The sequence below is a fragment of the Actinomadura opuntiae genome (assembly GCF_030283205.1).
Classification (GTDB): Bacteria; Actinomycetota; Actinomycetes; order Streptosporangiales; family Streptosporangiaceae; genus Spirillospora.
This window is the reverse complement of record NZ_JASNWF010000018.1, coordinates 110,981-137,951: the sequence shown is the minus strand read 5'-3', so window position 1 is coordinate 137,951 and position 26,971 is coordinate 110,981. Positions and strand designations below refer to the sequence as shown.

General features: G+C 72.6%; 30 protein-coding genes. 14 read left to right on the top strand and 16 right to left on the bottom strand.

Annotated features, from left to right (window positions below; genetic code table 11):
• The first annotated feature begins 113 nt into the window (after nucleotides 1-113).
• The 3 genes from QP089_RS34305 to QP089_RS34295 are packed head-to-tail and all read left to right on the top strand — an operon-like array spanning nucleotide 114 to nucleotide 1,828.
• Nucleotides 114-977, top strand: coding sequence for a TrbL/VirB6 family protein (locus QP089_RS34305; protein ID WP_285917395.1), 864 nt, complete (start codon nucleotides 114-116; stop codon nucleotides 975-977).
• 6 nt (nucleotides 978-983) lie between these two features.
• Entirely contained in the window at nucleotides 984-1,223 is a 240-nt protein-coding gene (locus tag QP089_RS34300) for a hypothetical protein (protein WP_285917393.1), read from the top strand.
• A gap of 23 nt (nucleotides 1,224-1,246) precedes the next feature.
• Nucleotides 1,247-1,828 (top strand): N-acetylmuramoyl-L-alanine amidase, encoded by a 582-nt coding sequence (locus QP089_RS34295; protein WP_285917391.1) that lies wholly within the window; start codon nucleotides 1,247-1,249, stop codon nucleotides 1,826-1,828.
• 9 nt (nucleotides 1,829-1,837) lie between these two features.
• On the opposite strand, the gene QP089_RS34290 is transcribed toward QP089_RS34295, so the two are convergent.
• Nucleotides 1,838-3,253 (bottom strand): sugar porter family MFS transporter, encoded by a 1,416-nt coding sequence (locus QP089_RS34290; RefSeq protein WP_285917390.1) that lies wholly within the window; start codon nucleotides 3,251-3,253, stop codon nucleotides 1,838-1,840.
• 84 nt (nucleotides 3,254-3,337) lie between these two features.
• Nucleotides 3,338-5,662: an ATP-binding protein gene (locus QP089_RS34285; RefSeq protein ID WP_285917389.1), complete on the bottom strand. Its 2,325-nt coding sequence runs from the start codon at nucleotides 5,660-5,662 to the stop codon at nucleotides 3,338-3,340.
• A 459-nt stretch (nucleotides 5,663-6,121) separates the two neighbouring features.
• On the opposite strand from QP089_RS34285, the gene QP089_RS34280 reads away from it, so the two are divergent.
• Nucleotides 6,122-6,928 (top strand): mycofactocin-coupled SDR family oxidoreductase, encoded by an 807-nt coding sequence (locus QP089_RS34280; RefSeq protein ID WP_285917387.1) that lies wholly within the window; start codon nucleotides 6,122-6,124, stop codon nucleotides 6,926-6,928.
• A gap of 41 nt (nucleotides 6,929-6,969) precedes the next feature.
• On the opposite strand, the gene mftF is transcribed toward QP089_RS34280, so the two are convergent.
• The 6 genes from mftF to mftA are packed head-to-tail and all read right to left on the bottom strand — an operon-like array spanning nucleotide 6,970 to nucleotide 12,102.
• Nucleotides 6,970-8,460 (bottom strand): mycofactocin biosynthesis glycosyltransferase MftF, encoded by a 1,491-nt coding sequence (mftF, locus tag QP089_RS34275; protein WP_285917385.1) that lies wholly within the window; start codon nucleotides 8,458-8,460, stop codon nucleotides 6,970-6,972.
• Nucleotides 8,457-9,194 carry a mycofactocin biosynthesis peptidyl-dipeptidase MftE gene (gene mftE, locus QP089_RS34270; protein ID WP_285917384.1) on the bottom strand — a complete coding sequence of 246 codons (738 nt, stop codon included), beginning with the start codon at nucleotides 9,192-9,194 and terminating at the stop codon, nucleotides 8,457-8,459. Before mftE ends, mftF begins: the two co-directional genes overlap by 4 nt.
• Before the next feature lies 1 nt (nucleotide 9,195).
• Nucleotides 9,196-10,398 carry a pre-mycofactocin synthase MftD gene (gene mftD, locus QP089_RS34265; RefSeq protein WP_285917383.1) on the bottom strand — a complete coding sequence of 401 codons (1,203 nt, stop codon included), beginning with the start codon at nucleotides 10,396-10,398 and terminating at the stop codon, nucleotides 9,196-9,198.
• Between the two features lie 30 nt (nucleotides 10,399-10,428).
• The gene (gene mftC / locus QP089_RS34260; protein WP_285917381.1) at nucleotides 10,429-11,685 is read right to left on the bottom strand and encodes a mycofactocin radical SAM maturase; all 1,257 of its coding nucleotides are present in this window, start codon (nucleotides 11,683-11,685) and stop codon (nucleotides 10,429-10,431) included.
• Complete coding sequence (gene mftB, locus QP089_RS34255; RefSeq protein WP_285917379.1) at nucleotides 11,682-11,969, bottom strand: mycofactocin biosynthesis chaperone MftB; 288 nt, start codon at nucleotides 11,967-11,969, stop codon at nucleotides 11,682-11,684. The genes mftC and mftB overlap by 4 nt, the downstream gene beginning before the upstream one ends.
• 10 nt (nucleotides 11,970-11,979) lie before the next feature.
• Nucleotides 11,980-12,102, bottom strand: a complete 123-nt coding sequence (mftA, locus tag QP089_RS34250) for a mycofactocin precursor MftA (protein WP_285917378.1) — start codon at nucleotides 12,100-12,102, stop codon at nucleotides 11,980-11,982.
• Nucleotides 12,103-12,215: 113 nt separating this feature from the next.
• Between mftA and mftG the strand changes: the two genes are divergently transcribed.
• A complete protein-coding gene (mftG, locus tag QP089_RS34245; protein ID WP_285917377.1) occupies nucleotides 12,216-13,754 on the top strand; it encodes a mycofactocin dehydrogenase MftG in 1,539 nt (512 codons plus the stop codon).
• Here the strand turns inward: mftG and mftR are convergent, their stop codons facing one another.
• Together mftR and QP089_RS34235 are read right to left on the bottom strand one after the other, a co-directional pair.
• Complete coding sequence (gene mftR, locus QP089_RS34240; RefSeq protein WP_285917376.1) at nucleotides 13,755-14,396, bottom strand: mycofactocin system transcriptional regulator MftR; 642 nt, start codon at nucleotides 14,394-14,396, stop codon at nucleotides 13,755-13,757.
• A gap of 65 nt (nucleotides 14,397-14,461) precedes the next feature.
• Nucleotides 14,462-15,211, bottom strand: coding sequence for a TetR/AcrR family transcriptional regulator (locus QP089_RS34235; RefSeq protein ID WP_285917375.1), 750 nt, complete (start codon nucleotides 15,209-15,211; stop codon nucleotides 14,462-14,464).
• A 74-nt stretch (nucleotides 15,212-15,285) separates the two neighbouring features.
• Between QP089_RS34235 and QP089_RS34230 the strand changes: the two genes are divergently transcribed.
• The 5 genes from QP089_RS34230 to QP089_RS34215 all read left to right on the top strand — a co-directional run bounded on the left by QP089_RS34230 (nucleotide 15,286) and on the right by QP089_RS34215 (nucleotide 18,899).
• Nucleotides 15,286-16,722: a DHA2 family efflux MFS transporter permease subunit gene (locus tag QP089_RS34230; protein WP_285917373.1), complete on the top strand. Its 1,437-nt coding sequence runs from the start codon at nucleotides 15,286-15,288 to the stop codon at nucleotides 16,720-16,722.
• A gap of 73 nt (nucleotides 16,723-16,795) precedes the next feature.
• Nucleotides 16,796-17,275, top strand: a complete 480-nt coding sequence (locus QP089_RS34225) for a DUF3237 domain-containing protein (RefSeq protein ID WP_285917371.1) — start codon at nucleotides 16,796-16,798, stop codon at nucleotides 17,273-17,275.
• Between the two features lie 291 nt (nucleotides 17,276-17,566).
• A complete protein-coding gene (locus tag QP089_RS48930) occupies nucleotides 17,567-17,665 on the top strand; it encodes a carbohydrate-binding protein (protein ID WP_353070658.1) in 99 nt (32 codons plus the stop codon).
• A 72-nt stretch (nucleotides 17,666-17,737) separates the two neighbouring features.
• On the top strand, nucleotides 17,738-18,628 hold the full coding sequence (locus QP089_RS34220) for an aminoglycoside phosphotransferase family protein (RefSeq protein WP_285917370.1): 891 nt from the start codon (nucleotides 17,738-17,740) through the stop codon (nucleotides 18,626-18,628).
• Nucleotides 18,629-18,671: 43 nt separating this feature from the next.
• Nucleotides 18,672-18,899, top strand: a complete 228-nt coding sequence (locus QP089_RS34215) for a hypothetical protein (RefSeq protein ID WP_285917368.1) — start codon at nucleotides 18,672-18,674, stop codon at nucleotides 18,897-18,899.
• 33 nt (nucleotides 18,900-18,932) lie between these two features.
• Here QP089_RS34215 and QP089_RS34210 read toward each other — a convergent pair whose 3' ends face one another.
• Nucleotides 18,933-19,583 carry a nitroreductase family protein gene (locus QP089_RS34210; protein WP_285917366.1) on the bottom strand — a complete coding sequence of 217 codons (651 nt, stop codon included), beginning with the start codon at nucleotides 19,581-19,583 and terminating at the stop codon, nucleotides 18,933-18,935.
• Between the two features lie 149 nt (nucleotides 19,584-19,732).
• Between QP089_RS34210 and QP089_RS34205 the strand changes: the two genes are divergently transcribed.
• A complete protein-coding gene (locus QP089_RS34205; RefSeq protein WP_285917364.1) occupies nucleotides 19,733-20,182 on the top strand; it encodes a MarR family winged helix-turn-helix transcriptional regulator in 450 nt (149 codons plus the stop codon).
• Nucleotides 20,183-20,187: 5 nt separating this feature from the next.
• Here QP089_RS34205 and QP089_RS34200 read toward each other — a convergent pair whose 3' ends face one another.
• Nucleotides 20,188-20,364 carry a hypothetical protein gene (locus QP089_RS34200; RefSeq protein WP_285917362.1) on the bottom strand — a complete coding sequence of 59 codons (177 nt, stop codon included), beginning with the start codon at nucleotides 20,362-20,364 and terminating at the stop codon, nucleotides 20,188-20,190.
• Between the two features lie 78 nt (nucleotides 20,365-20,442).
• On the opposite strand from QP089_RS34200, the gene QP089_RS34195 reads away from it, so the two are divergent.
• Complete coding sequence (locus tag QP089_RS34195; protein ID WP_285917360.1) at nucleotides 20,443-21,447, top strand: ATP-dependent DNA ligase; 1,005 nt, start codon at nucleotides 20,443-20,445, stop codon at nucleotides 21,445-21,447.
• A gap of 4 nt (nucleotides 21,448-21,451) precedes the next feature.
• On the opposite strand, the gene QP089_RS34190 is transcribed toward QP089_RS34195, so the two are convergent.
• The 4 genes from QP089_RS34190 to QP089_RS34175 all read right to left on the bottom strand — a co-directional run bounded on the left by QP089_RS34190 (nucleotide 21,452) and on the right by QP089_RS34175 (nucleotide 25,378).
• Nucleotides 21,452-22,597, bottom strand: a complete 1,146-nt coding sequence (locus tag QP089_RS34190) for an NAD(P)-binding protein (RefSeq protein WP_285917357.1) — start codon at nucleotides 22,595-22,597, stop codon at nucleotides 21,452-21,454.
• A gap of 49 nt (nucleotides 22,598-22,646) precedes the next feature.
• Nucleotides 22,647-23,744, bottom strand: coding sequence for a serine hydrolase domain-containing protein (locus tag QP089_RS34185; protein ID WP_285917355.1), 1,098 nt, complete (start codon nucleotides 23,742-23,744; stop codon nucleotides 22,647-22,649).
• A 75-nt stretch (nucleotides 23,745-23,819) separates the two neighbouring features.
• A complete protein-coding gene (locus QP089_RS34180; protein ID WP_285917353.1) occupies nucleotides 23,820-24,896 on the bottom strand; it encodes a hypothetical protein in 1,077 nt (358 codons plus the stop codon).
• 110 nt (nucleotides 24,897-25,006) lie between these two features.
• Complete coding sequence (locus tag QP089_RS34175; protein WP_285917352.1) at nucleotides 25,007-25,378, bottom strand: hypothetical protein; 372 nt, start codon at nucleotides 25,376-25,378, stop codon at nucleotides 25,007-25,009.
• A 468-nt stretch (nucleotides 25,379-25,846) separates the two neighbouring features.
• On the opposite strand from QP089_RS34175, the gene QP089_RS34170 reads away from it, so the two are divergent.
• Nucleotides 25,847-26,158: a helix-hairpin-helix domain-containing protein gene (locus QP089_RS34170; protein WP_285917351.1), complete on the top strand. Its 312-nt coding sequence runs from the start codon at nucleotides 25,847-25,849 to the stop codon at nucleotides 26,156-26,158.
• 188 nt (nucleotides 26,159-26,346) lie between these two features.
• Nucleotides 26,347-26,910 (top strand): dihydrofolate reductase family protein, encoded by a 564-nt coding sequence (locus QP089_RS34165; RefSeq protein WP_285917349.1) that lies wholly within the window; start codon nucleotides 26,347-26,349, stop codon nucleotides 26,908-26,910.
• Nucleotides 26,911-26,971: the final 61 nt, after the last annotated feature.

Here is a 26,971-nt window from a genome sequence, read left to right as displayed (position 1 = left end):
TCATATCCGGGCAAAGCCGGGGCGTTGTCCGGGTTCGGGCCGGTCGACGCCGGTAAGGGGTACTCGGAACCGGTCGCGCGTTCCGGCCGTCCCGCCGCACCGGAGGAGGACCGATGGACCAGCCGCACGCCGCCGGGGGCGGCGCGCCCCGCGAGGACCCCGACGTCCTGCTCGACGTCCCGGTCGTCAAGGTCGACGAGATCGAGCTGGAGGTCGACGACCTGCGCGCCGACGTGTCGCTGCGCGCCGCCGTGCTCGACGTCCTCAACCTCGAGGTCGGCGCGGACGTCACGCTCGGCCGGGTCAGCCTCGCCCTCAAGGGGGTGGAGGCCCAGGCCGTGCTGAAGGTGCGCCTCGACAACGTCGCCAGGATCATCGAGCGGGTGCTGGAGACGGTCGACGCCAACCCCGAGATCCTCGCCGAGGCGACGCGCGGGCTCGGCACGGCCGCCGGGGAGCTCGGCCGCGGTGCCGGAGGCGCGGTCCGGGACGTCGGGCGGGGCGCCGGGGGCGCGGTCCGCGAGGTCGGGACGGGCGCCGCGCGAACGGTGGACGGCCTCGGCGGGGGAGCGGGCCGCGCCGTCCAGGACGTGGGCGGGGACGCCGGCCGCGCGGTCCGGGCCGCCGGCGGGAAGGCGGGGAACGTCATCGGCGACGAGGCCGGCCAGGCGGCCGGGGACGGCGTCGTGGGCCCGGCGCGGCACGCGGCCGATCCCGGACGTCCCGGACCGGAGCTGCCCCGGAGGGCGCCGCACCGCCCGCACGTCGGGCGCGAGCCCGGACCGGAACACCGGCGGACGGAGGCGCCGCAGCCCCCGCCGGCCGGTCCCGCGCCCCGTGGCGAGCCGCGGCGCGACGTCCCGGGCCGGGCCGACGACCTGGCGGCGGGCGACCTCGCGGCGGCCCTGACCAGGAAGTCCGTCCGGGCCGGCCGCGATCTGATCGGCGGCGTCCTGAAGCGCCTGCCGGGGAGCTGAGGAGCGATGGGCGAACAACGACGGGAACCGGACGTGGAGATCGGCGCCTCCGTCGAGGCCGACGAGCTCGTCGTCCGCGAGCCGGCGGACGTCACCGAGCGGACGAAGGCCGAACCCGAAGGCGACTCCGACTCGCGCACCGACCGGCGCGACCTGCCGCGCCCCGTCGAGGCGCACACGACCTACCGCAACGTCCGCATCGCCCACCGGCTGTCCGCATGGCTGACCGACCCCGGCCCCGAATAGGCGCCGGCGAATACGATCGGGCCATGGGCGTCTCCGCAGGTCCTCCGGTGGACGACAGGCTCGTCTCCTGGTGGGCGTCGCTGCCCCGCCGATCCCCGGAATCGGTGACGACCGTCGTCCTGCACGCCACCGAGATCCCCACCCTCGACGAGGCGTGGGACTACGCCGAGCGCAGCGCGGACGGATCCGCCGACGGGACCGGGGTGTGCGGTCACCTCTACATCGACCGCGACGGCGGCTGCCACCTCTTCGTGCCGCTGGATCGCGTCGCCGCCCACGCCGCCGGCCACAACACCCCGTCGATCGGGATCGAGCTGGTCAACACCGGCCGCCACCCCGACCACTTCCACTCGCGTGCACAGGTCCCCGCCGAGGACTTCCCGGCCGAGCAGACGGACGCTCTGCTCGCGCTGCTGGACGTCCTCAAGGAGACCCACCCGAACCTCGTCCACCTGGTGCGCCACAGCGACCTGGACCAGCGGACGGTCCCCGCGTCCGACGACCCGGCCGTGCCGGTCCGCCGCCGCATCGACCCGGGGCCCCGGTTCCCCTGGACGCGGGTCCGGCGCCACTGGGAGCGGCCGGTGAGCGGGCATACGGGCTGATCGGCGGGGCTAGCCGGTCCCTGCCGGGGCGCGCCGCCCGAACCGGGACCGCAGGTCGGCGTCGACCTCGGTGAAGTCGCGCTCCTTGGTCTCGGGGACGAAGCGGCCCACGAAGACCCAGCCGAGCGCCGCGATCACCGCGAAGATCCAGAACGTCTCGCCCTGGCCGATGGCGCCGGCGATCGGCAGGAAGACCAGGCTGACCACGAAGTTCGCCAGCCAGTTCACCGCGGTGGACGCGCCGGACCCGGCGGCCCGGGCGCGCGGCGGGAAGACCTCCCCGATCAGCGTCCAGAACACCGGCCCGGTGCCGACCGCGTAGCCGGCGATGTAGAGCACCATGCACACCAGCGACAGCCCGGACGACCAGCCCGCGACGAACGACAGCCCGAGCAGCGCCAGCATGACGGTCATCGCGCCGAGCGAGAACAGCAGCAGCGGCCGGCGCCCGGACCGGTCGATGACGCGGATCGCGACCAGCGTCATCACCAGGTTGATGACGCCGATGGCGATGGAGTAGACGATCGAGTTCGACGCGGTCAGCCCGCTCTCCTGGATGATCGTCGGAGCGTAGTAGATGATCGTGTTGATGCCGCCGAACTGCTGGACGGCCGCGAGCGTCAGCCCGACGACCAGCGCGGGGCGGACGTCGGCGCCGAGCAGGGTCCGCCAGCCGGTCCGCCCGTCGTCGCGGCGCGACCGGTCGCGCTCGTAGCGGTCCAGGAGCCGGTCGGCGGTCGCCCCGTTGGTGACGGAGGCGACCAGCCGGCGCGCCTCGTCGCGGCGGCCGCGCGCGGCCAGCCACGCGGCCGACTCCGGCAGCACCCACAGCGACGCCGCGACGATCACCAGCGCGGGCACCGCGCCGACGCCGATCATGGCCCGCCAGTCGCCGGCGCCGGAGAACGCGAGGTTGGTCAGGTAGGCGATCAGGATGCCGACGGTGATCAACAGCTGGTTGAGGGTCAGGGTGCGGCCCCTGATCTCCTTGGGGGAGATCTCCGAGAGGTAGACCGGGACGGTCGCCGACGCGCCGCCGACCGCCAGGCCCAGCACCAGCCGGCCGACGACCAGCATCGGGTACCCGGTGGACAGCACGGCGATCACCGTGCCGATCAGGAAGACCAGCCCCTCCAGGCCGAGGATCCTGCGGCGCCCGATCCGGTCGGCGATCCGCCCGGACCCGAGGGCGCCCGCCATGGCGCCGAGCACCAGCACGCTGACCACGCTCGACTGCTCGAAGGAGTTCAGCCCGAAGTCGGTCTTGATGTACAGCAGCGCCCCGGAGATCACCCCGGTGTCGAACCCGAACAGGAACCCCCCGACCGCGATCAGGGCCGCCCACAGCCAGATCTTGCGCAGCCCGTCCGGCGGCACCTCCGCCAGCGGGCCCTCGTAGACCGTCGCGGTGGCGAACCCCTGCATCCCCGGTGCCTCCCCGATCGGCGTCCCCGTGCAGATCCGGCCTTACCCTCCGTGATCGAGAGCACACGCACCGGGGACCGGAGGTCAGGTGTTCTGCTCGGTGACCCAGACGGCGATCTGCGCGCGGGAGGAGAACCCGAGCTTGGCGAGGATGTGCTCGACGTGGGAGTCGGCGGTGCGCTTGGCGATCGTCAGCCGGTCGGCGATATCGCGGTTGGACAGCCCCTCGGCCACCAGCGCCGCCACCTCCCGCTCGCGTTCGGTGAGCGGCGACGCCGCCCGCGCGGAACCGGCGGAGGACGCGGCGGAGGGCGGGGGCTCGCCCAGCGCGTCCTGGATCGCGTGCGCCGGCGGAAGGCGCCCGCCCTCCTCGAACGCCGTCCGGTACCGCCGCTCGCCCAGCGCACCGACGGCCTCCGCGATGTGGGTCTCCCGCAGCATCGCGTGGTGCGGGCCGAACCAGGCCGTCTGGGTGCACTCGCGCATCCGGTCGGAGGCGCCGAGCAGCCGCGCGGCGCGGACGTACTCGCCGCCGCTGCACAGGCATCCGGCGATCGCCTCCAGGCCCAGCGTCATGCCGAGCTCGTCGCCGAGGTCGCGCTTGATCCGCAGCGACCAGCGGAGCCGTTCGAGCGAGGCGTCGAGGTCGCCCGCGAGCCACAGCGCGAGCCCGCCGACGAGCGTGCCGTAGGAGCGCACCCACAGCTCGCCGTGCTCCTCGCCGGCCCGCGCGCCCCGCCCGGCGTGCTCGACGGCCGCCGCGTGGTCGCCCTTGAACAGGTGCGCGACGCCGCGGAACACCTCCACCAGCAGCAGGAGCACGTCGGCGCCGGCGTCCTCGCCGAGCTCGTCGGCGGCGCCGAGCAGCCGCAGCGACCGGTCGACGTCGCCGGCGAACAGCGCCGTGGCGCCCTCGCAGCAGGTCACCAGCGCGACCGCGTCCCGGTCGCCCTCCGCCCGTGCCTGCGCGGCCGCCCGGCCGAGCAGCTCCCTCGCGGCGTCGAGGTCGTCCTGGAGCGTCATCGTCAGGGCGGCGAGGCCGAGCAGGCGCGCCCAGCCCTCGCCCGTGGTGTCGCGGGCCTCCAGCAGCCGGTCCATCCAGTGCCGGCACTCGCCCGCCATGCCGTGCAGCATCCAGAGCCGGCCGAGGGCGTCCATCGCGTCCCGGGCGGTGGCCGTCTCGGCGGTCGCCAGGACGTGGCCGAGCAGCGCCCGGATGTTGGCGCGCTCGCGGTCGAACCACGCGAGCCACCGGGTCTGCTCCGCGCCCGCCAGCTCGGCCCGGGCGCGCCGCAGCCGCCCGGCGTACCAGTCGAAGCAGCGCCGCCGCAGCCGGGCCTGCCCGCCGCCGGCGGCCAGCCGCTCGACGCCGTACTCGCGCAGGCTGTCGAGCATCCGGTACCGCACCACGCCGCCGCGGTCGGCGCGCTGCACGACCGACTTGTCGACCAGGCCGGTCAGCACGTCGACGACCTGCTCGGCCCGCAGGCCCTCGCCGGAGCAGACGTGCTCGGCGGCGTCGAGGTCGAAGTCGCCGGCGAACACCGACAGCCGCGCCCACAGCAGCCGCTCCTCGGCCGAGCACAGCGCGTGGCTCCAGTCGATCGCCGCGCGCAGCGTCTGGTGCCGCGGCACGCTGGTGCGCGCGCCGCGGGCCTGGAACAGCCGGGTGCCGAGCCGGGTCAGCACCTGGTCGGCCGAGAAGGTCCGCAGCTGCACCGCGGCCAGCTCGATCGCCAGCGGGATCCCGTCGAGGCGGTCGCACAGCCGGACGACGGCGTCGCGGTTGCCGTTGGTGAGCGTCCAGCCCTGGACGGCCGCGGCGGCGCGCTCGGCGAACAACTTCACCGAGTCGCACTCCTCGCCGTCCGGCGCCTCCGCCGCGTCGGGTGCGCCGGACCCGGGACGGCCCAGCGGGGCGATGCTGATCGTGTGCTCGCCCAGCACGTCGAGCGGCTGCCGGCTGGTCGCCAGCACGCGCAGCCCCGGGGAGCTGCGCAGCAGCACCTCGGCCAGCGCCGCGCACGCGTCGAGCAGGTGCTCGCAGGTGTCCAGGACGAGCAGCACCCGCCGGTCGGCGAGATGGTCGGCGAGCCGGGAGGCGGCCGGCCCGCAGCCCTGGCCGGCCAGCCCGAGCGCGTCGCAGACCGCCTGCGCCAGCAGCGAGGGCTCGGTGAGGCTCGACAGGCCGACGAAGTACACGCCGCCGTCGAAGGCGTCGCGCGCCCGGGCCGCGGTGCGCACCGCGAGCCTGGTCTTGCCGACCCCGCCCGGCCCGGTCAGGGTGACCAGCCGGTGCCCGTCGATCAGCCTCCCGACCTGGTGCAGCTCCGTCTTCCGCCCGACGAAGCTGGTGAACTCCGCGGGCAGACGCCCCGTCTGCCGTTCCAGCGTCACTTCCAGCGCCACGCCGTCTCCGAGTCAGCTCCCGCCGGACGCCCGGCGACTTGCGGTACGCCTGAATTGTAATTGCGGTGCTACGGATGGCGACCGGGAATCGGTACCCGGATTCGGTTCATCTACCGATGCCCCCCACCGCCGGCCCGGTGAGGATGGGCGTCGCGCGGCGGTGCTTCCGGCGGCCCGCCCCGCACCGGCGTGCCCGCGCGGTCCGCCGGCCCGGCGGCCGGGGATCCGGGGGGAACCCCCGGCCGCCGGGGTCTCGGCCCCCGCCGCCGTCACCGTGCTGTCGGCGCCGGTGGCGGCGGCGGGCCCACACGGGGCCGAGCGGGCTCTTGCTCCTTTTGGCACTGAGTGCCACTATGACGGGGACCGCTTATCGGCCCGATGGCAGCGCAGCCGTTGTCCGCCCGAAAAGGCCTTCCGCCCCTGCGTCGCCGGGTCTGACCAATGTGGAGGAAGAACCCCATGGCGCGTTTGACAGGCAAGGTCGCTTTCATCACCGGCGCGGCGCGCGGGCAGGGCCGCGCGGAGGCCGTCCGGCTGGCCTCCGAGGGCGCGGACATCATCGCGGTGGACCTCGTGGGAGCGGCCAGCTCCCACGTCCCTTACGAGCCCTCCACCCAGGACGACCTTGACGAGACCGCCAAGCTGGTGGCCGAGCAGGGACGCCGGGTCGTGGCCCGGAAGGCGGACGTGCGGGACCTGGCCGCGCTGCAGGCGGCCGTCCAGGAGGGCGTCGCCGAACTCGGCCGGCTCGACGTGGTGGTGGCCAACGCGGGGATCGTGAACTACGGCCGCACCTGGGAGCTCGAAGAGGAGCAGTGGCAGGACGTCATCGACACCAACCTCACCGGGGTGTGGAAGACGGTCAAGGCCACCGTGCCGACGCTCATCGAGCAGGGCCAGGGCGGTTCGATCATCATCACCAGCTCGGTGGCGGGCCTGAAGGGGTTGCCCTTCCTCGCGCACTACGCCTCGTCCAAGCACGGCGTGGTCGGCCTGGCGAAGGTCCTCGCCAACGAGCTGGGGGAGCACGACATCCGGGTCAACACCGTCCACCCGCACGGGGTCCGGACCGGGATGACCAGCGGGACGATGACCGAGCTGCTGGAGCAGAGCCCGATGCTCGGGCCCATCTACATGCCGGCGCTGCCCTACGAGATGGTCGAGCCGGAGGACATCGCGAACATCGTCGCCTTCCTGGCCTCCGACGAGGGCAAGTACATCACCGGCGCCCAGCTGCCCGTCGACCTCGGCGCGCTGAACCGCTGACCGCAGTGGAGAAGGCGGCGTAGAAGGCGGGGTGGAAGGCGTCAGCGCGGATCGCGGCCCGCCGGGCGGACGGCCGCGATCCACCGCGCGGCGGCGGTGCGGGCCCGCGCACGGGCGGAGGAGAACGACTCCGGGAACCGGACGTCCGGGAGCAGGGGAGCGGCAGAGCGCGCGCGGGCCGACGCCGCCGTCACGCCGGACCCGTAGGCGACGTCCTCGGTGAGCCGCAGGACCGTGTACCGGACGGGGTCGATCGACGGACGCTGCCGCAGCCATTCCAGCGCGATCGGCGCGAGCATGGCCACGGCGGCCGCGCGGGCGACGCGGCTGCGGGGGGAGGCGGCGAGCGTGAACAGGCCGAGCGGCCACCATTCGCGGCGCAGCGCGTGCCCGAGCGCGGCGGCGTCGGCGACGACGCCCTTGCCGACGATGGCGACGGCCAGGCTCCAGTCGGCGGGCAGCTCGGACAGCCGCCTGGCCAGCAGCGCCGCCGTCACCCCGGCCACTCCGGCCGCCATACCCGGACGGCCTCGGGCGAGCAGGACGAGGACCGCGAGGTTCCACATCGACGGCCGCGCCGGCGCGAGCCTGCCGGGATGCCGCCGCGCCAGATCGGCGGCGGACGTGCCGTACTCATGCCGCCGCCGCGCCCACGCGACGGGATGCAGCCGGGGCGTGTGCGCGACCTGCGCGGCGGGCTCGTAGCGGACGTTCCACCCCCGGTCGCCGAGCCGCCAGACGAAGTCGACGTCCTCGCCCAGCCGCAGGTCCTCGTCGAACGGCTCCTCCGCCGCGGCCGCGACCCGCACCAGCAGCGTCGCGGTCGGAACGAACCCGAGCCTCCCGCCCGGACGCACCAGCGCCGGCCGTATCCCCATGTCCAGCGCCGACCGGGCGGTCTCGTAGCGGGCCAGCAGCCCGGTGTCCTCCGACAGCGGGACGATCCGGGGGGCGACGGCGGCGACGCGCGGATCGTCGAAGTGCGGGACGAGGACGTCCAGCCAGCCCTCCATCGGCCGGCAGTCGGAGTCGACGAACGCGGCGAACCGCGTCTCCACCAGCCGCAGCCCGGTGTTGCGGGCCGCCGCCGGGCCCCGGTTGCGGTCATGCCGGACGAGCCGCGCCCCGTACGCCTCCGCGACCCGCCGCAGCGGTCCGGGATCGGGCGACGCGTCGTCCACGACGATCACCGGCACGTCCCCGGCGGCGGCCAGGGACCGTTCCAGCTCGCCGGTCCGCTCATAGGCCGGGATCACGACGGTCACGTCGTGCGGTCCGGGACGCGGCGCCGGGAGCGGGTCGGCCATGCCGAGGTCGAGGAGCCTGCGGGCCAGGGCCCGCCCGGTCGGCGAGGAGTCGGCGAGACCGGCGGCGCCGGCCCGGCGCAGCGCCGCCAGCTGCGGGCGGGCCGCGGCCGCGAGCCGCACCACCTTCCAGGGCGCGCCGCCGGTGGCCACGCGCCCGCCCGACCAGAGCGAGGTGTCCCGGGCGAGGGCGACGGGGAAGCCGTCGGGCAGCCGGAACCGGCTCATGACCGGGGGACCGCCGCGTCGAGGAGGCGCCCGCGCTCGTCCGCGCGCCCGCAGCCGATCCGGCGGACGACCGACGCGACCATGGCGTCCACGATCTCGCGGCCCGCCTCGGCGGAGGCCCCGGACGGGTCGCCGAGCACCCCGGACGGCGAGACGGCGCGAACCCCGCCCGCGACCAGCTCCGGCATGATCGCGGCGAGCGGGCGGGACTCCCCGGTGACCGCGTCGAACGGCCGTACCAGATCAGGGGCCAGATAGAGCATCACGGACGTCTCGGTGAACCCGGCGTGCGCGTCGCCGCCGGGGACGCCGCAGCCGACCCAGGCGGTGTCGTGCCCCTCGGCCCGCATCCGGCCGGCGGCGGCGTCGAGCGTGGGCACGTTGCCGCCGTGCCCGTTGACGAAGACGACCCGTCCCGCCCACAGCGCGAGCGAGCGCACGGTCTCCACGAGCACCGCGTTCAGCGCCTCGTGCCCGATCGAGACGGTGCCGGGGAAGCCGGCGTGCTCGCCGCTCGCGCCGAACGCGATCGGCGGCGCGACGAGCACCTGCCCGCCGGCGTCCGGGCGCAGCGCGTCCGCCGCGCGCCCGGCCACCGCCTCGGCGATCACCGTGTCGGTGGACAGCGGCAGGTGCGGGCCGTGCTGCTCGCACGACCCGACCGGCACCAGGACCAGCGGGGCCGCCCGGACGTCCGTCCAGGCGGCCCCGGCCAGGTCGCCGGCAGCGGGCACGTCAGCTCGCCGGCGCGTCGGCGACCGATCCGCCGCCGAGCGTCAGCGCGAACCCGGGCGGGATAACGAGGTCGTCGGGGTTGAGTTCGTGGACGGAGGAGTGCCCCAGCCCGAGGACGGCGGAGTCGAGGCCGCCGCGCATGATGTCGAGGACGTTCTCCACCCCGGCCTGCCCGTTGGCCGCCAGGCCCCACAGGTAGGCGCGGCCGATGAGCACCGCCCGCGCGCCGAGCGCGAGCGCCTTGGCGACGTCGCCGCCGCGCCGCACGCCGCCGTCCAGCAGCACCTCGATCTGGTCGCCGACGGCCTCGGCGATCGACGGCAGGACGCGGATCGTGGCGGGCGTGGTGTCGAGGTTGTTGCCGCCGTGGTTGGACACCGACAGCGCCGTCACCCCGGCGTCGACGGCGCGCTTGGCGTCGTCGACGCGGGTGACGCCCTTGAGCAGGAACGGCCCGCCCCACTCCTTGCGCAGCCACTCGACGTCCTCCCAGGTGGGAGGCGGCGTCTGCATCCACTCGCCGTACGCGCCGAAGAACGTCGGCGCCGGGCCGTTCGGCGGCTTGAGGTTCGGGGTGGTGAGGTCGGGGATCCGGCCCTCCTTGGCGAACTTCCACAGCCAGCCGGGGTGCGGCAGCACGCCGGGCGCGAGCTTCGCCGCCGTCCTGAAGTCGATCTTCTCCGGGATCATGGGGCTGCCCCAGTCCCGGCCGTTGGAGAACGACCAGTCGAGCGTGGCGATCAGCGCCTTCGCCCCCGCCTGCTTCGCGCGGTCGAGGCGCTGGATCATCGCGTCGCGGTCGCCGCTCCAGTACATCTGGAAGAAGACGTTCGGATTGGCCTCCGCGACCTCCTCCACGGGCTTGCTCGCGAACGAGCTGAGCCCCATGATGACGCCCCGGTTCGCGGCGGCCCGCGCCACCGCGACCTCGCCGTCGGGGTGCACGGCCTGCACGCCGGTGGGGGAGATGAGCACCGGCATCGAGGTCTCCACGCCCATCACGGTCGTGGACAGGTCGCGCTGCGCCTTGTGCCCGACGACGCGCGGCGCGAAGCCGAGGTCGCCGAACGCCTTGGTGTTGGCGTCGATCGTCCGGCCGCGCTCCGAGCCCGCGACCAGCGCCCCGTAGACCATGTGCGGCAGCCGCCTCTTGGCCCGGCGCTGCGCCTCGGCCACGGTCTCGAACCACGGGTTCTTGAACATCTCGATGTCTCCTGGATGGGTGGACGGCCGCTAGGTGAGCCGCAGTCCGGCCAGCGGGTTCTCCTCGCAGGCGCTCACCGGCGGACGCTCCGGGCGGCTGGTCATCAGCGTGACCGGCACGGGACGGCGGCGCGGCGGCGAGGTGCGGTGCGAGTGGTCGGCGGACGGCTTCGGGATCCCGGCACGGTCCTCGGGACGTTGCGCGAGCAGCTTCTCGCCGTACCCCTGGACGCACTCGGGGTCGGGGCCGTCCAGCGGCAGGCCGGTGAAGAACTTGGCGGCCATGCAGCCGCCCTTGCACGTGTCGTAGAAGCCGCAGGACGCGCACGCCCCGCCGGTCTGCGGCTCGCGCAGGTTCTGGAACAGGTCCGACTCGCGCCAGACGCGGGCGAACCCGCCGGGCTGCCGGATGTTGCCCGCGAGGAACTCGTCGTGGATCGCGAACGGGCAGGCGTACACGTCGCCGACCGGGTCGATGAGGCACACCACCCGTCCGGCGCCGCACAGGTTCAGGCCCGGCAGCGCCTTGCCGTAGGCGGACAGGTGGAAGAACGAGTCGCCGGTCAGCACGCTGTCGCCGTGCGCGACCAGCCAGTCGTACAGCTCGCGCTGCTGCTCCTGGCGCGGGTGCAGCTCGTCCCATACGTCGGCGCCGCGGCCGGACGGGCGCAGCCGGGTCAGCCGCAGCTGCGCGCCGTACTCGTCGGCGATCGCCTTGAACGCGTCCATCTGCGGGATGTTGTGCCGGGTGCACACCACCGACAGCTTGAAGTTCTTCATCCCCGCGTCGCGCAGGTTCCGCATCGCGCGGATCGCGGTGTCGTAGGAGCCGGGGCCGCGCACCGCGTCGTTGACCTCGGGCGTCGCGCCGTCCAGCGAGATCTGGACGTCCACGTAGTCGTTGGCGGCCAGCCGCTCGGCGACCTCCGGGGTGATCCGCACGCCGTTGGTGGAGAACTTCACGCCCACGTGGTGGGCGGTGGCGTAGTCCAGCAGCTCCCAGAAGTCGGGCCGGACCGTCGGCTCGCCGCCGCCGATGTTGACGTAGAAGACCTGCATGGCCTCCAGCTCGTCGATGACGGCCTTGGCCTCCGCGGTGCTCAGCTCGCGCGGGTCGCGCCGCCCGGAACTGGACAGGCAGTGCGCGCACGACAGGTTGCAGGCGTAGGTGAGCTCCCAGGTCAGGCAGATCGGCGCGTCGAGCCCGTACTCGAACAGGTCGACCAGCCGCGTCCCGGACCGCTGCGCGGGGTTCTGCGGGGCGGGCCGGTTCGTCGTGGTGGTCATGGGGTCCTTTCCACGAGCATGCGGGAGCCGGCCAGGGCGCCGAGCGCCGCGCCGAACCTCGGCAGGTCCGCCGCGGGCACGCCGGCCCGGGTGCACGCCTCCCTGGCGGTGGGCGCGTCCCCGAGGGAGCGCACGACCTCCAGCAGCCGGCGGTCCTTCAGGAACGACAGCTTGCGCGTCCCGAAGTGGTACAGGAGCGCGCCGAAGGGCTCGGGCCGCACCGAGACCTGCGGGTGCAGGTCCCAGGCGCGGTCGAGGTCGAGGCCGGGCGCGGGCTCGGTCATCGCGTGCGGCCTAGTAGACGCCGCACATGCCGTCGATCGAGACCTCCTCGATCAGCGACTCGGCGACGTCGGCGTCCGGGGCCCGCTCGTCGGCCCGGTCGGCGTCCTGCTGCTGCGGGGCGTCGGTGTCCATGGGTCCTCCTTCCGGCGGCATGCCGCGCGGCTCGTACCATCGGTCCTGGACGGATAGTAAATGCATCGAGTGCCAAAAGGAAGGCTCCACCCCATGATCCGCCGGAATCCCGCGTGATCGCCCCCGCCCGGCGCCGCCCCGACGTGCTCGTGGTGGGAGCGGGCGGCAGCGGGGCCGTCCTGGCGGCCCGGCTCAGCGAGGACGCCGGCTGCGAGGTGCTGCTCGCCGAGGCCGGCCCGGCGCCGCGGACGCCGCCGGACTTCCCCGCCGGGCTGCTGGACGCGCGCCTCGTCCCGGGCGCGCAGCCGGGCAACGCCGCCGTCCGGACGTTCCCGGCCCTGCTCGCGCCCGGACTGCCGTACGCGGCGGCGCGCGGGCGGTTCCTCGGCGGGTCGACCGCCGTCAACGGCGGCTACTTCGTCCGGGCGCGGCGCGAGGACTTCGACCGCTGGTCGGTGCACGGCGACCTCTGGTCCTACGAACGGGCGCTGCCGGTCATGCGCGCGCTGGAGACCGACCTCGATCTCGGGGCGACGGCACTGCACGGCGGCGACGGCCCCGTCCCCGTCCACCGGACGGACCTGCGCCATCCCGCCGCCGCCGCGTTCCAGGCCGCCGCCCGCTCGCTGGGGTATCCGGACGATCCCGACAAGAACGACCAGGGGGCACCCGGCTTCGGGCCCGTCCCGACGAACACCCGCGGCGGCAGCCGGATCAACACCGGGGTCGCCTACCTGCTCGGCGAGGCGGCGCGCCGGCCCAACCTCACCGTCCTGGGCGAGTGCGTGGTGCGGTCGGTCGTCATTCGCCGCGGCAGGGCGACCGGGGTCGTGGTCGAACGCGGCGGGCGGCGGACGGTCCTGGACGCGGGCGAGATCATCCTGTGCGCGGGCTCGCTGTCCTCACCCCACCTGCTGCACCTGTCCGGCGTCGGCCCGGCCGACGACCTCGCCCGCCACGGTATTCCGGTCGTCCACGACCTTCCCGCCGTGGGCGCCGCCCTCAGCGACCATCCCCAGACCGTCGTGGAGTGGACGCCGCGGCGGCCGATGCCCGTGCCGTCCGGCGGCTGGCTCGGCGGCGTCCTGCACCTGCCCTCCTCCGGCGGCGACGCGGCGGGCGACCTGGAGATCCTGCAGTCCCTCGTGCCGACCATGGCCCTGGTCGGCGGGGAGGCGGCGGCGCCCGGCGCGCCGATACCGTTCCTCGTGTCGGTCCAGACACCTCGCAGAGCGGGGACGCTCCGCACCGTGTCCGCCGACCCGGACGTCCCGCCGCGCATCACCTACGGCTATCTGGAGACCGGCACCGACCGGCGCCGGATGCGCGAGGCCGTGCGGGCGGCGGCGGCCATCGTGGCGACCGGCGCTTTCGGCGAGGTCTGCGAAGGACTCGTCGAGCCGGAGCCCGGATGGCTGGACGACGACGGCCTGCTCGACGCGTGGATACTCGCCCGGCTCGGCACGTCCCAGCACACGTGCGGAACCGTGCCGATGGGCGGCGCGGTCGACGGGCAGGGCCGCGTGCACGGCCTGGAGGGGCTCCGCGTGGCCGACACGTCCATCCTGCCGACGGCTCCGCTGCGCGGCCCGGCTGCCACGGCCGTCCTCATCGGCGAGGTGATCGCCGCCACCGTCCGCCGGGGCGGCTGATCAGCGCGACACCGGGCCGGCGCCGTCCGGCACCGCCGACAGGCCGTCGCTCACCCGCCGGAGCGCCTCGTCGAGCACGTCGGCCAGCACCGTCTCCTCCCCGGACGCCAGCCAGAACTCGTACGCCGAGACCGCGGCGGCCAGCACGACGTTGCCGGTGAGCCGGGGGACCAGCGCGGACGCCGGCTCACCGGTGCGCTCGGCCGCGAACGCGGTGATGACCGACCGCCAGGACGAGTACCGCAGCGTCGCGTCCGCCTGCAGGGTCGGCACGCCCAGGATGAGCTGCATCCGCTGCCGGTGCCACGGCACGTCCTGCGGGTCGAACCGGTTGAACTCGACCACGGCGCGGCGCACCGCGTCCATCATCGGCGTGCGCGGGCCGGTCTCGTCGAGCAGCGCGCGCAGCCTCCGCAGTTGCCCCTCGAAGTCGCCCCACACCAGGTCGTTCTTGGACGAGAAGTAGCGGAAGAACGTCCGCCGCGCGATCCCCGCCGCCGTCGCGATGTCGTCCACGGTGGTCTCGTCGAACCCCTTGCGGGCGAACAGCTCGAACGCCAGCCGCTCCAGGACGGCCGGCGAGGTCGCGCGCGGCCTGCCCATGGCCCGCTGGGAAGCGGCCGTCCCACCTTCCGAGGTCACGGCACCAGGTTCCCACGCCCCGCACGACCCCGCACCCGGAAGCCGCGCGGGCGGGCCCGCCGCCGTCAGCGGCCGGTGAGGCCGTCGAGCATCAGGTTGAGGGTGAAGTCGAACCGCTCGTGGCCGGTGCCGGCGGTCAGCTCGGCCGCGTGCCGCCGCGTGTTGGGGAACTGGTCGTCGGGGAGGGCGGCGAAGCGGCTCAGCAGTTCGCCGCGGGGCAGCACCCACGCGTCGTCCCCTTCGGCGCGCTCGGTGTCGCCGGGCTGCGCCATGCGCAGGGACGTCTCCAGGCTGTAGGCGTTGACGTACAGGGTCAGGGCGTCGCAGGTCCAGGCCGCGGTCTGCGGCGGCACGCCCCCGGCGAGCAGGATCGACAGCATCCCCTCGCTGACGCGCAGGGTCTCCAGGTTCGTCGGCATGACGGCCAGGGCGGCGCGGGAGATGCCGGGGTACCTCAGGTACTGGTCGCGCATCTGCGCGCAGACGTCGATGATCTGCTCCCGCCAGGCCGCCGGGTCGGGCTCGGGGATGGCCAGTTCGGCGCTGAGGCGGCCGATGAGCAGGTCGTCCAGGTCGGTCTTGTTGACGACGTGGAAGTACAGCGAGGCGGGCCCGGTCTTCAGGGCGGTGGCCACGCGGCGCATCGTCAGCGCCTCGTACCCCTCCGCCGCCACGATCTCCAGCGCCGTGTCGACGATCAGATCGACGGTGATCGGCTGCTTGCGGCGGGCGCGCGGGGCGGTGCGGGCGGCGGGGTCCTGACCGGCGGGCGACCGGTGCCGGGCCGCGCGCCGCTGCTCGGGAGTGGACCTCATGCGGGCACCCTACCAGCCGGGTGGAACACCTTTCCATTTGTATGGATCACCGTTCTAGTGTAGAACGGTGTTCCATGAGCATCGATGCACGTACACCCCCTCGATCAGCCGCCCCGACACTGAGCCTGCGGCACGCCTGGGCCGTGCTGGCCGTCGTCTTCATCGCCGACCTCATGGACCTGATCGACTCCAGCGTCGCCAACCTGGCCGGGCCCGCCATCCACGCCGACCTCGGCGGCGGCCCGGTCACCCTGCAATGGGTGCTCGCCGGCTACACCGCGGCCTTCGCCCTCGGCCTGGTCACCTCCGGGCGGCTCGGCGACCTGTTCGGCCGCCGCCGGCTGTTCCTGCTCGGCATGACCGGCTTCACCCTGGCCTCGCTGGCCTGCGCCCTCGCCCCGGACCCGGCGTTCCTGATCGTCGCCCGCATCCTGCAGGGGCTGTTCGGGTCCGTGATGATCCCGCAGGGACTGGCCCTGGTGAAGGTCGTCTTCCCGCCCGAGCACCTGCGCAAGGCGCTGATCCCGTTCGGCCCGGTGATGGGCCTGGCCACCGTCGCCGGGCCGATCCTGGCGGGCTGGCTGCTGCAGGTGGACCTGTTCGGCGGCGAGTGGCGTTCCATCTTCATGATCAACGTCCCGATCGGCGTCGCCGTCGCCGCGCTGGCCTGGCGCGTCCTGCCGCACCGCGCCGGCGAGGACGCCGCCGTCCGCCTCGACCTCACCGGCGTCGCCCTGCTCACCGCCGCGTCGGCGCTGCTCATCGTCCCGCTCGTCCAGGGCCGGGAACTCGGCTGGCCCGTGTGGACCTACGCGATGATGGCCGGCTCCGCCGTCGCGCTCGCCCTGTTCGTCGTCTCCGAACGCCGCAGCCGGCACCCGGTCATCACGCCGTCGCTGTTCCGCAAGCGCAGCTTCGTCGTCGGCCTGCTGATCACCGGCGGGTTCTTCGCCGCGCTGAGCGCGTTCACCCTGGTCGCCAACCTGCTGCTCCAGCTCGGCATGCGCTGGACGGCCATCCACGCCGGGCTCACCCTGATCCCGTGGGCGCTCGGCACGGCCGTCTCCGTCGGCCTGGCCGGCGCCTTCCTCGCCGAGCGGCTCGGCCGCGCCACGTTGCAACTCGGGCTCGCCGTCGCCGTCGCCGGCCTGCTCGCCCTGTGGTGGACCGTCGCGCACTTCGGCGCCGCGATCACTTCGTGGAACCTGGCCCCGGCGCTGCTGGTCACCGGCTTCGGCTCCGGCCTGGTCTTCGTCCCGCTGGTCGACTACATCCTCGGCGACGCCACGCCGGAAGAGGCCGGCACCGGCGCGGGCATGCTCAACGCCGTCCAGCAGTTCGCCGGAGCCGTCGGCGTGGCCGCACTCGGCACGGTCTTCTTCACCCGCGTCGGCCATGGCGGGACCGGCTCCTACACCGCCGCGGCCGAACTCGTCTTCGCCGTCGGCGCCGTCCTCTACGCCGTCACCCTCCTCCTCGTCGGCCTGCTGCCCAAGCACGCCCGGCGCTGACCTGGGCGACTGAGATGCAACAGCGATGTACAACACTGTTGTATTTCCTGGCGTCCCTCGCTAGCCTGCCGCCATGCCCGAGACTGAGACCTCCGCGTTCGCGCCGGCCCTGACCTTCGCCTTCGAGATCCGCGCCGACCTCGCCCCCTCCCTGCACGTCGGACACGGCGACGGGGAGAGGACCGAGTTCACCCCCATCACCGGCGGCACGGTGGACGGCCCGCTGATGCGCGGGACCGTCCTGCCGGGCGGCGGCGACTGGTCCAACACCCGGGGCCGCATCTGCGAACTCGACGCGCGGTACCTCATCCAGGCCGAGGACGGCGCGGTCATCGACATCGTCAACCGCGGCTACTACCACGAGGAGACCAAGAGCCCCGAGCAGTACGACGGGGACCTCCAGGTCAGCTGGCCCGGCGTGTACTACCGCACCTCGCCCGCCTTCCGCACCGACGCGCCGGCGCACCGGTGGCTCGCGCAGACCGTCTTCGTCGGCCTGGCCCGCGGCGTCGCGGAGGACGCGGTCGCCATCCGCATGTACGCCCTGCTCTGAGCCCCCCCGCGGTGCCTCGCCGCCTTACGCTTGCCCTGTCTGATCACATGGGGGACGGGAGCAGGGGCATGGGGGGGGCGAGGCACGCCAGGGGACGCTCGCGACGGAACCGGCGAGGCAGCGGGGACGACCACCGGCACGCCGAGGGCGCGCCGTCCCGCCGCGCACCGGCGCCGCAAGCACGCGAGGCGCGCCGTCCCCGACACCGCGCTCGTCCCAGACCCGGCAGCCCCGCACCCAGCCGCAGGAGACGCACACCGCCCCCGCCGGGAAGCCGCACCGGGAACGCGGGTGACCTACAACGGCGCGAGCTACGTCTGCATCCAGGCGCACACCGCCCAGAGCGACTGGCACCCCGGAGCCGTCCCGACGCTCTGGCAGCGCACCTGACACCGGCCGCTCGCCGTCAACAATCCCGTTGACGGAAAACCCGTCGGCTGGTCGTGTGAGTGGATGCCCAAGATGCACGCCGACGAGGCCGACATCTCTGACGACCTGGTCCGACGGCTGGTCCGCGGGCAATTCCCGCAGTGGGCGGACTTGCCGATCGAACGGCTCGTCTCCGGCGGAACCGTCAATGCCGTCTATCGGCTTGGCGACGCTCTGACCGTCCGGCTCCCGCTGACCAGGAACGGCGCCAAAGACCTGGAATGGGAGCGGCGATGGCTGCCTGAACTCGCACCTGCGCTTCCCGTCACGATCCCCACCGTGGTCGCCCACGGCGAACCCGCCGACCGATACCCATGGCCTTGGTCGGTGCATCGCTGGATCGAAGGCGAGAACCCCCTGGAAGGCCAACTCGCCGACCCCGAAAACCTCGCACATGACCTCGGGGAATTCGTGCGGACACTGCGAAAGGTCGACATCGAAGGCGCCCCTCGCGCCTATCGCGGAGGCCCGCTGACGACCGTCGACGCCGAAACACGCAAGGCGATCGAAGAGCTACGCCGCACCGACGAGCCCTTCGACGCCGACGCCGCCATCGCCGCCTGGGAAGAATCCGTGACCGCGCCCGCGTGGACCGCGGCCCCCTGCTGGGTGCACTCCGACCTCATGCCCGGCAACCTGCTCGTCAGCGGCGGCCGCCTCACCGCCGTCATCGACTTCGCCACCGCCGGAATAGGCGATCCCGCCTGCGACCTCATCGTCGCCTGGAACCTGCTGCCGGCCGCGGCCAGGGACACCTTCAGGGAGATCGCGGACGTGGACGACGCGACCTGGCTGCGCGGCCGGGGCTGGGCCCTGTCCATGGCCGTCATCCAACTCCCGTACTACCGCCACACCAACCCCATCATCTCCGCCAACGCCCGCCACACAATCCAAGCAATCCTCCCCCCTCCATTCAGGGAATGAGTGGGATGATCGGACCCGTCCCCCATGCCGAGGTGCTGACAGCGTGGCCAAATCGAGAGTTCCGAGACGCCCGCTCGCCGTGCGCGTGATCTTCTACGCCATGGGCGGGGTCCTGTATGGCGTGCTCATGCGGATCGTGATGGCGCCGGATGCTTCGTGGATCCTGGCCGGCTGCCTCGGCTTGGGCTTTGCCGTCCTTTTCGGCTTGCTCTTCGACGCGTGGTACAGACGAAGGATCTTCCGGCAAGACATGGAAGACGAGACGCGATAAACGGCCCGTCCGCCGCTACCGTCGGCGGAGCGGTCACCAGTGCTCCCAGTGGAGGACCTGGTCGCGGGGGACGCGGGGCGCGGGCTTGAAGTCGGTGCCGATCGTGTAGGCGAGCGGGATGAACGCGGCCAGCATGATTTCGTCATAGGGGACGCCCAGCACGCCGGCGAGTTCGCGTTCGAGCGGCCCCTGTGCGGTGGTCCATGTGGTGCCGAGGCCGCGGGCGCGGGCGGCGAGCATGAAACTCCACGTCGCCGGAAGGATCGAGCCCCACGTTCCGGACTGCACGGCCGCCGAGGCGTGGTCGGTGCGTCCTTCAATGGCGGGGATGACGAACGCCGGGACGCGGTGGATGTTCTCCGTCAGGTGTCGCAGCCCGTCGAACACGCCCTGGGTGGAGCGCGGAGCGTGGTTCATGCGGCGGACGTCCTGCTCGGTCAGCGGCTGGCCCTCGGCGGCGGCGAGCGCGCGGCGGAAGATGTCGCCCACCCTGCGGCGCAGGCGCGGCTCGGTCACCACGATGAAGTGCCAGCGCTGCCGGTTGCGCCCGGTGGGCGCCTGGGTGGCCAGGTCGACGCACTCCTCGATGAGCCTGCGCGGGACGGGCCGGTCGAGGTCGAGCCGCTTGCGGACGGCCCGCGTGGTGGACAGCAGCTCGTCGGGTGTGAGGTCGAGAAGCGTCATCGAGGTTCTCCCAGGCTCGGACGGAGGGGCCGAAGAATCGTCTGCGAGCAGACGATCAAAACCGTATGATCACAGATCGTCTGCTGTCAAACAATCATCCGAAAGATGATTTCTGGTAGCCTCGTGCGGGCCGACCGAGCAGGAGACCCATGCCGTCCAAGCCCGTCCGACCTGCGTACTTCCCGGCCCTCGCGGCCGAGCGCCCGGACATCGCCCTGTGCCGGGCCGCCGCGTACCTGGCGCGTGCCGCCGATGCCCACGCCGTCCGGCACGGCCTCGGCGTCGGCCAGCATCTGGTGCTGAAGATGCTCGACGCCGTCGGCCCCTGCTCCCAGCAGACGCTCAGCGAGGAGCTGCGCATCGACCGCAGCGTCATGGTGAACGTGTGCGACGACCTGGAGCGGTCCGGGCTCGTCCGGCGAGAGCGCAATCCCGACGACCGCCGCTCCTACGCCGTCACGATCACGGACGAGGGTCGCGACCGTCTCGCCGAGGCGGAGGGCACCGTCCCCTCCTACCTCGACGAAACGTTCGCCCCTCTCACCACCGGCGAACGCGCCCAGCTCACCGCACTTGTCACCAAGCTCATGCGGCTCTGATCCGTTCAGAAGTCGGGCTCGGGCCTGCGCCGCAGCGCGCGCTCGAACGCGACGCGATGCCGCTCCGTGGGGTCGGGACGGTGGTGCGGGTCGAGCGGATCGGTCGGGTCCGAGGGGGCGCGTGCGCCGGTCAAGGCGATGGCGGGGGACGACGGCAGCGCAATGACCCGCCCATCGGCCAACCAAGAAACCGGTCGCGGTGCTGTCGGCGCCGACGTGGCGGGTAGCCGCACACCACGGACTGGTTTCTGGGGGCGGCTATGCGGATCGGTGGACCCGTCGTCCCGATGGCGGCCACGGCGATCGAGCACATCCCGGACGAACGGGCCTGCCCGGGCGGTTGCCGGTACGAGCCCAAGTGGGACGGGTTCCGCGCGCTGGCGATCGTGAACGAGGCCGGCGGCGTCCGCCTGTGGTCGCGGCGCCTGAAGCCCTTCAACGACGCGTTTCCCGAAGTCGTCCTGGCCCTCTTCGACGCCCTCCCGCCCGGCACCGTGGTGGACGGCGAGATCGTCCGCTGGGGACGCGACGGGCGCCTCGACTTCGCCGCACTGCAACGCCGCCACGTCACCCGACGCGGATCCGACCTCGCCCTGACCGAGCCGTGCCACTACGTGGTGTTCGACGTCCTGGAAGCCGGCGGGATCGATTACCGGCCCAAACCCCTGTCAGAGCGCCGCGAGGCCCTCGAACGCCTCCTGGCCGACGTCCCGGAACCGTCCCTGATCGTCTTGTGCCCGCAGTTGCGCGACACCGGTGAGGCCAGGCTGTGGTTCGAGATCCTGCCCGCCCAGGGCATCGAGGGCCTGGTCATCAAGGCCGCCGCCGGCCGCTACCGGGAAGGCAAACGCGGCTGGTGGAAGGTCAAGCACCGCACCACCACCGAAGCCATCATCGGCGGCGTCACCGGAACCCTCGCCGCGCCCCAAACCCTGATCCTCGGCCGCTACGAGCAGGACGGCCGCCTGCGCGTCGTCGCCCGATCCGCACCGCTGCCCCCGTCCGCAGCCCAGGAACTGGCCGCCCTCCTGCGCCCGGCTGGAGACGAGCATCCCTGGCCCGCCGAACTCCCTGCCGGATGGGCCGGAGGAATGCCCGGCACCGAGAAACCCACCCCGTACATCCGCGTGGTCCCCACCCTGGTGGCGGAGATCAGCGCGGACGCCGCCACGGAACACGGCCGATGGCGCCACTCGGTGCGCTACGTCCGCCTCCGTGTCGAGATGCATCCGAGGCAAGTGCCTAAGGACCTCGACCTGGAGTGAGGCATCAGTTCGCGGTGGCCAGGCGGGCGGCGATGAGGGCGCTGTTGACCGATACCTCGGCCAGGAGCCCGGGAGCGGCGACGGCGTCTCCGGTGAGATACACGTTCTCGCCACGGTTGATGGCGGGCCGGTCGCGCCAGGTCGTGCCGGGCAGGTCGAGGGCCCCGGTGCGCGCGACGGCGATTTGGTCGCGACGCCAGGTCAGCCGGCCGCGCCAGCCCGGGGCGCACAGGTCGTAGAGGGCCTCCAGACGCCTCAGGCCGTCGGACTTGGACTCGTTGTTCCACAGTGGCATCGATCCCTGCACCAGCGTTTCGCCGGGCGGCGCAAGGCTCGGATCCTGTGCGCCGAATTGTTCGACGAAGCCGCCGTCCTGCAGGTCGAAGGTGACGCACTGGTCGGCGCGCGAACACCGCAGGGCGACGTCCAGCAGGACGCACCGCCCCGACTCCCACCGCAGGCTCCCATCACCCAACAGCCCCCGGGCGGCGTCCAGCGAGGTGGCCACGATCACCGGCCCCGCCGTGGGGATCGCATCCAGGCGCGCTCCGGTTTCGATGCGTACGCCCAGGTGGCGGGCACGGGCGGCCATCCTGTCGACCAGCGCGCCCCAGCCGCCCACCGGATAGCGGGTGACGGGCTGGCGCCACGACCCCACCCGCAACAGCCGCTCGAAGACGAAGGCGGCCGAGAGCCGGCCGGGGTCGGCCTCGAACAGAGCCGGACCCAGCAGACCCGCCGCGGCCCGGTAGGCGGACGTCCCGAACTGCGCGCCGGCCCAGTCCCGGAACGAGCGGTCGACCGGGGCGCGCCGTCCTCGGCCGGCGGTGAGCATGCCGACCAGTCCGGCGGGCGGGCAGCGCTTGAGCCCGCCGCCGTGACGAAACCGCACCCGGGCCAGTTGCGCGACGCCCAACCGCGCCGCAGGCCGCGTCAGCCCCCGAGCCGCCAGCCACCTCCACGCGGTGCCGTCCTTGTAGAACGCATGGGGACCGTCATTGGCGACATAGGGCGCAGGCGAGCACCGAGCCCTGCCGCCCAAGCTCTGATGTGCCTCGAACAGAACCACATCGACGCCCTGCTCAGCGCTCGCGATGGCAGCGGTCAAACCCGCCAGACCTCCGCCGATCACGGTGATGGTGGACTTCATACCGCCAAGGACGCACCACCCGCACCTCCTGTGACACGGACCACCGACCTCAGGCGAGGAGCCCGCCATAGGCGGCCGTGATGATCTCCAGCCCTCGATCGTCATCCGCGGGTTCGCGCATCTGGTTCGTCACATAGGCCACGGCCATGCGTTCGCCGGGGTCGACCATGATGATCGAGCCGCCCCAGCCGCCCCACCCGAAGGAGCTGCCGAACAGCCCGTAGCCCAGGCCGTATCGGACCTGCATGCCCAGGAGGCGGTCCATGCCCTGGAAGTGCTCCTGCCGCGCACGGTCACAGCCCGCCGGCGACAGCAGCCGCCGTCCGCGCACCTCTCCCGCGCAGGCCATCACCGACTGCACGAGGGCGACCGAGCGGGCGTTGCCGAAGCCGCTCGCCGCGGGGATCTGCGCCCGCCGCCAATCGGCACTGTTCCCGTCACGGACCCGCACGACGGTGGCGGTGGCGGGGGCCGCGCTGCTGCCGGGCGCGCTTGCGGCATAGTCCTCGTTTCGGGACGGCGGCGGAACCGTGAGCGCCACCCGGTGGTCGTGCTCGGCGGACAGACCGATGTGGAAGTCGGCGTTCAGCGGCCCTGCCACCTGCTGGGCGAAGAAGTCGCCGAGACTTTGGCCGGTGATCCGGCGGACGACCTCGCCCACCAGATACCCCTGGGTCAGCGAGTGGTACCCGGCCGCGCTTCCCGGCTCCCACTGTGGAACCTGCGCGGCCAGACGCGCGGTGGCGGACGACCAGTCGTACAGCTCCTCGATCGGCCCGTCCCAGTCGGGCAGGCCTGCAGTGTGCGCGAGCACGTGCCGCACCAGCACCTTCTCCTTGCCGGCGCGGGCGAACTCCGGCCAGTACCGGCCGACCGGCGCCTCCAGATCGAGCTCGCCACGGTCGGCCAGCACCAGCGCGCACAACGCCGTCATCGTCTTGGTGACCGACCAGACGTTGGTCAGGGTGTCCCGTTGCCAGGCGGTCGTGCGCTCCGCATCGGCGAACCCGCCCCAGACGTCCACCACGGGCTCGCCGTCCACGAAGACGGCCGCCGATCCGCCCGCGTCACCGGCGTCCAGCAACCCGGCCAGCGCGTGAGGCACCGCGGCGAACCGGTCATCGTACGAGCCCTGAGTATCGGCCATGCGCAGTATTCAGCGCGTCCCACACCACCATAAGCAACCGATTTTCCAACGGCGAAGGCGTCGGGCGAGTGGGAGTCAGGTGAGCCGATCGCGATTGGCGTTGGCCTCCGCGCGAACCTCTTCGGCGAAGTCGTCGTCGTCCGAGGCGTCTTCCTGATAAATGAGCCAGCAGCCGCGGATGCCGTCGAGCAGATCTTCCAGAAGGTCGTGCGCCGGACGTTTCGGATCCAGGGGAGTAGTGCGGAGTTCTTTGAGCAGCATGCTGCGGAACTTCGGATCATGGTGATTCCGGGCCAGCATCTCGGCTTCGGAGACGTGCTCAAGGAATTCGTCGAGATCCGGTATCCGGCCCTCGGCAACGATCATCGCGCCCCGGATCAGGCTGGTGACCGTCTCATACGGGCTGAGGCCGACCGCGAGTTGTTCCAGCACGAGGGTCGGGGTCTCGTGCGCGACGGCCTCGATGCTGTCCGCTTCCTCGATGATCTGGGTGGTGGCGTAGCCGGTCGTCTCGGACGTGACGTCGGCGGCGGCCTGGAGCCAGTGCGCCGCCGCAATGGCGGCAGCCGCGGGCTCGACCTCCGTGAACAGGCTCGGGCTGCCGAGCGGGTCCGCATTGAGGATCTTGTCAGCGGCCTGAACCTGGACGGGGGAGGCGTCGGCACGCGTGAGAGCCAGGGCCTGACGGGCGCGTCCGGTGAGATCACCGATCTCCGCCCGTTCGATCGCGTCCAACTCGGCCTGCACCTCAACACCGACCAGCCTGCTCAGCTCCGCATCGCCGATGTCGTGCAAGGCGCGTCCGACTCGATGGGCGCACTCCTCGACCGGGTTGTACGACACGGCCAGCACGCCGTCCGAGGGGAGGTTCGGCTTGGCCAGAGCCTGCGCCACGACCGCGAACGCCTCCCGATGCTGCGCGCGTCGCCATCCCTCGCTGTTCACCTCCTGCTCGTCCGCGGCGGACGCCGGATGGGTGTAGGTACGCCACGCCTGAGCAGAAAGCCTGGTCAGAGCCAGAGTGAGATGCTGGACCGCGCCGACGGGGACATCAAGCGGAAGCCCGGCAAAGCTGAAAGCAGCACTACCCGACCCGGTCTCCCAGACCCCGACGATCGCGCGCCGCTCCTCGTCGAAGGCATATGTGGTCACGGCTCCCCTCCCGGTCCAGCAACTACGTTGCCACGCCCAGCCCAGAACACACCGCAACCCCCGCCCCCGAACCGGTGATGAGGCGTAGCTACGTGCCCTGACCTGCCGATTCAGGCCAGCGCGCTGGCACTGAACGGTGGTTCGGAGTCTTCATCGCCGCCCGCGACCCCGACCTGCCAGCAGGGATCTTCTGCGTCATCGAGGTAGAGCCACACGTAGACGAGGGGGAAGGGCTTGCCTCCACGATCGAGCGGCGGACTGCCGACAGCGGCGGCGAGGCACTGAGCCAAGAGGCCGGCGTGTCTCGCGGAGAACTGCGGACGCACGCCTGCCTGCACCACGGTGGTAGCCCGGTCACCCTGCCAGACGGTGAGTTGCTCGCCGGTAACGCCGATGCCGGTGATGGTGTCCGCACGGATGAGGTGGATGTCTTCGGTCACCAGCCAGACCACTGGAGAACTCGTGAACGCTTTGGGCTCCATGGCAGCGGATCTTAGAGGCAGCACGGCACGTTTCCGAGAGTCGTCCGGCCCCGACGCGCCTGCAGACGCGTGACCGTCTTCGTCCCTGCCGGGGCCGGGCCAACAGGGACTCGACGTACTTCCTGGTCAGCGGCCGATACGCCCGCAGACGTCCAAGCGGCGGATAGCCGTTCGGTGCGGTACGGCGCACGGCCCGGCGCCCACCGCCACATGCCCCGAGCACCCAGGCGCGGGGCCCGCGACGTCCGATTCCTGCAAGACCCCCGTCAAGTACGGGACTACGTTGCCCTGCAAGGACAGATCTCCGGGCCGGGTCTTCCGACCTGGTGAACATAGGTATGACGACGAGCGGACGGCACTCAACCGGGCCGTGGCCCGCGTCCAGCGTGCATGGCAGCCGGACGTGGACACCACCGCGCGCCTGACGGTGGCACAAGCCCGGACCACACCGAGCAAGGAGGCGACACCGTGAACTCACACGACCGAGCGGACCTCAAAGGGTCCGACCTCACCGAACTGGTCAACGTCGGCCGGGCGGTGGCCGGCTACTTCGAGCGCGTCGGCATCACCCGCATCACCCAACTGACGGACAGGGACCCGGTCGAGCTGTACGAGCAGATGTCGGCCGCCTCCGGTGAGGCACTCGACCCGTGCCTGCTCGACACCATCATGTCCGCCGTTGACCAGGCCGAAGGACGCCCCGCCCGTCCGTGGTGGCACTACACCCCCGAGCGTAAACGTCTACTAGCCGCAACCAGGCCCAGCAACAAAGGTGCCTAGAACCCGGTTCGACCCGCGAACAGAAAACTCGCTTTCGGGTTGCCGGTCGGGTGTACGTACGGAGTCCCCGTCCCTACGCAACATCCGCTTGGCGTGGTGGTGAATCGGCCCTCGGTGTGGCCTGACCGGTGATTTTTCCGCGCCGTGCTGGTCTGTACGCCGAGTACCGACTCACAGGAGGCTGACGCGTGCGGAAACTGACCTTCGCCATGAACCTGAGCCTGGACGGCTACATCGCAGCGCCCGGCGACGACCTCGGCTGGAGCGTACCGAGCGACGAGCTGTTCCAGTGGTGGTCCGACCGGGTGGGGGCGACCGGCCTGTCGCTGTACGGGCGCAGGTTGTGGGAGACGATGAGCTCCTACTGGCCGACTGCCGACCAGCAGCCTGGCGCCACCCCGGCGGAGATCGAGTTCGCCCGCCGCTGGCGGGACATGCCGAAGGTGGTGTTCTCCTCGACGACCAGCACGGTCGACTGGAACACCCGCCTGGTCACCGGCGACGCGGTCACCGAGATCACCCGGCTCAAGGCCGAGGACGGCGGCCCCATGGACATCGGCGGCGCCACACTTGCCGCAGCGGCGATGCGGGCCGGGCTGATCGACGAGTACGTGCTGGTCACCGCACCGGTCTTGGTGGGCAGCGGCACCCCGTTCTTTACGGCCCTGGTCAACTGGGTGAACCTGACTCTGATGGAGACACGGACGTTCCCCGACGGCGTACTCCTGACCAGGTACGAGACCAAGCGCTGAGTACAAACCTTGGATCGCCCATGCTCCGGGCGTCCAAGCATCTCGTGGCGCTGTATTCCAA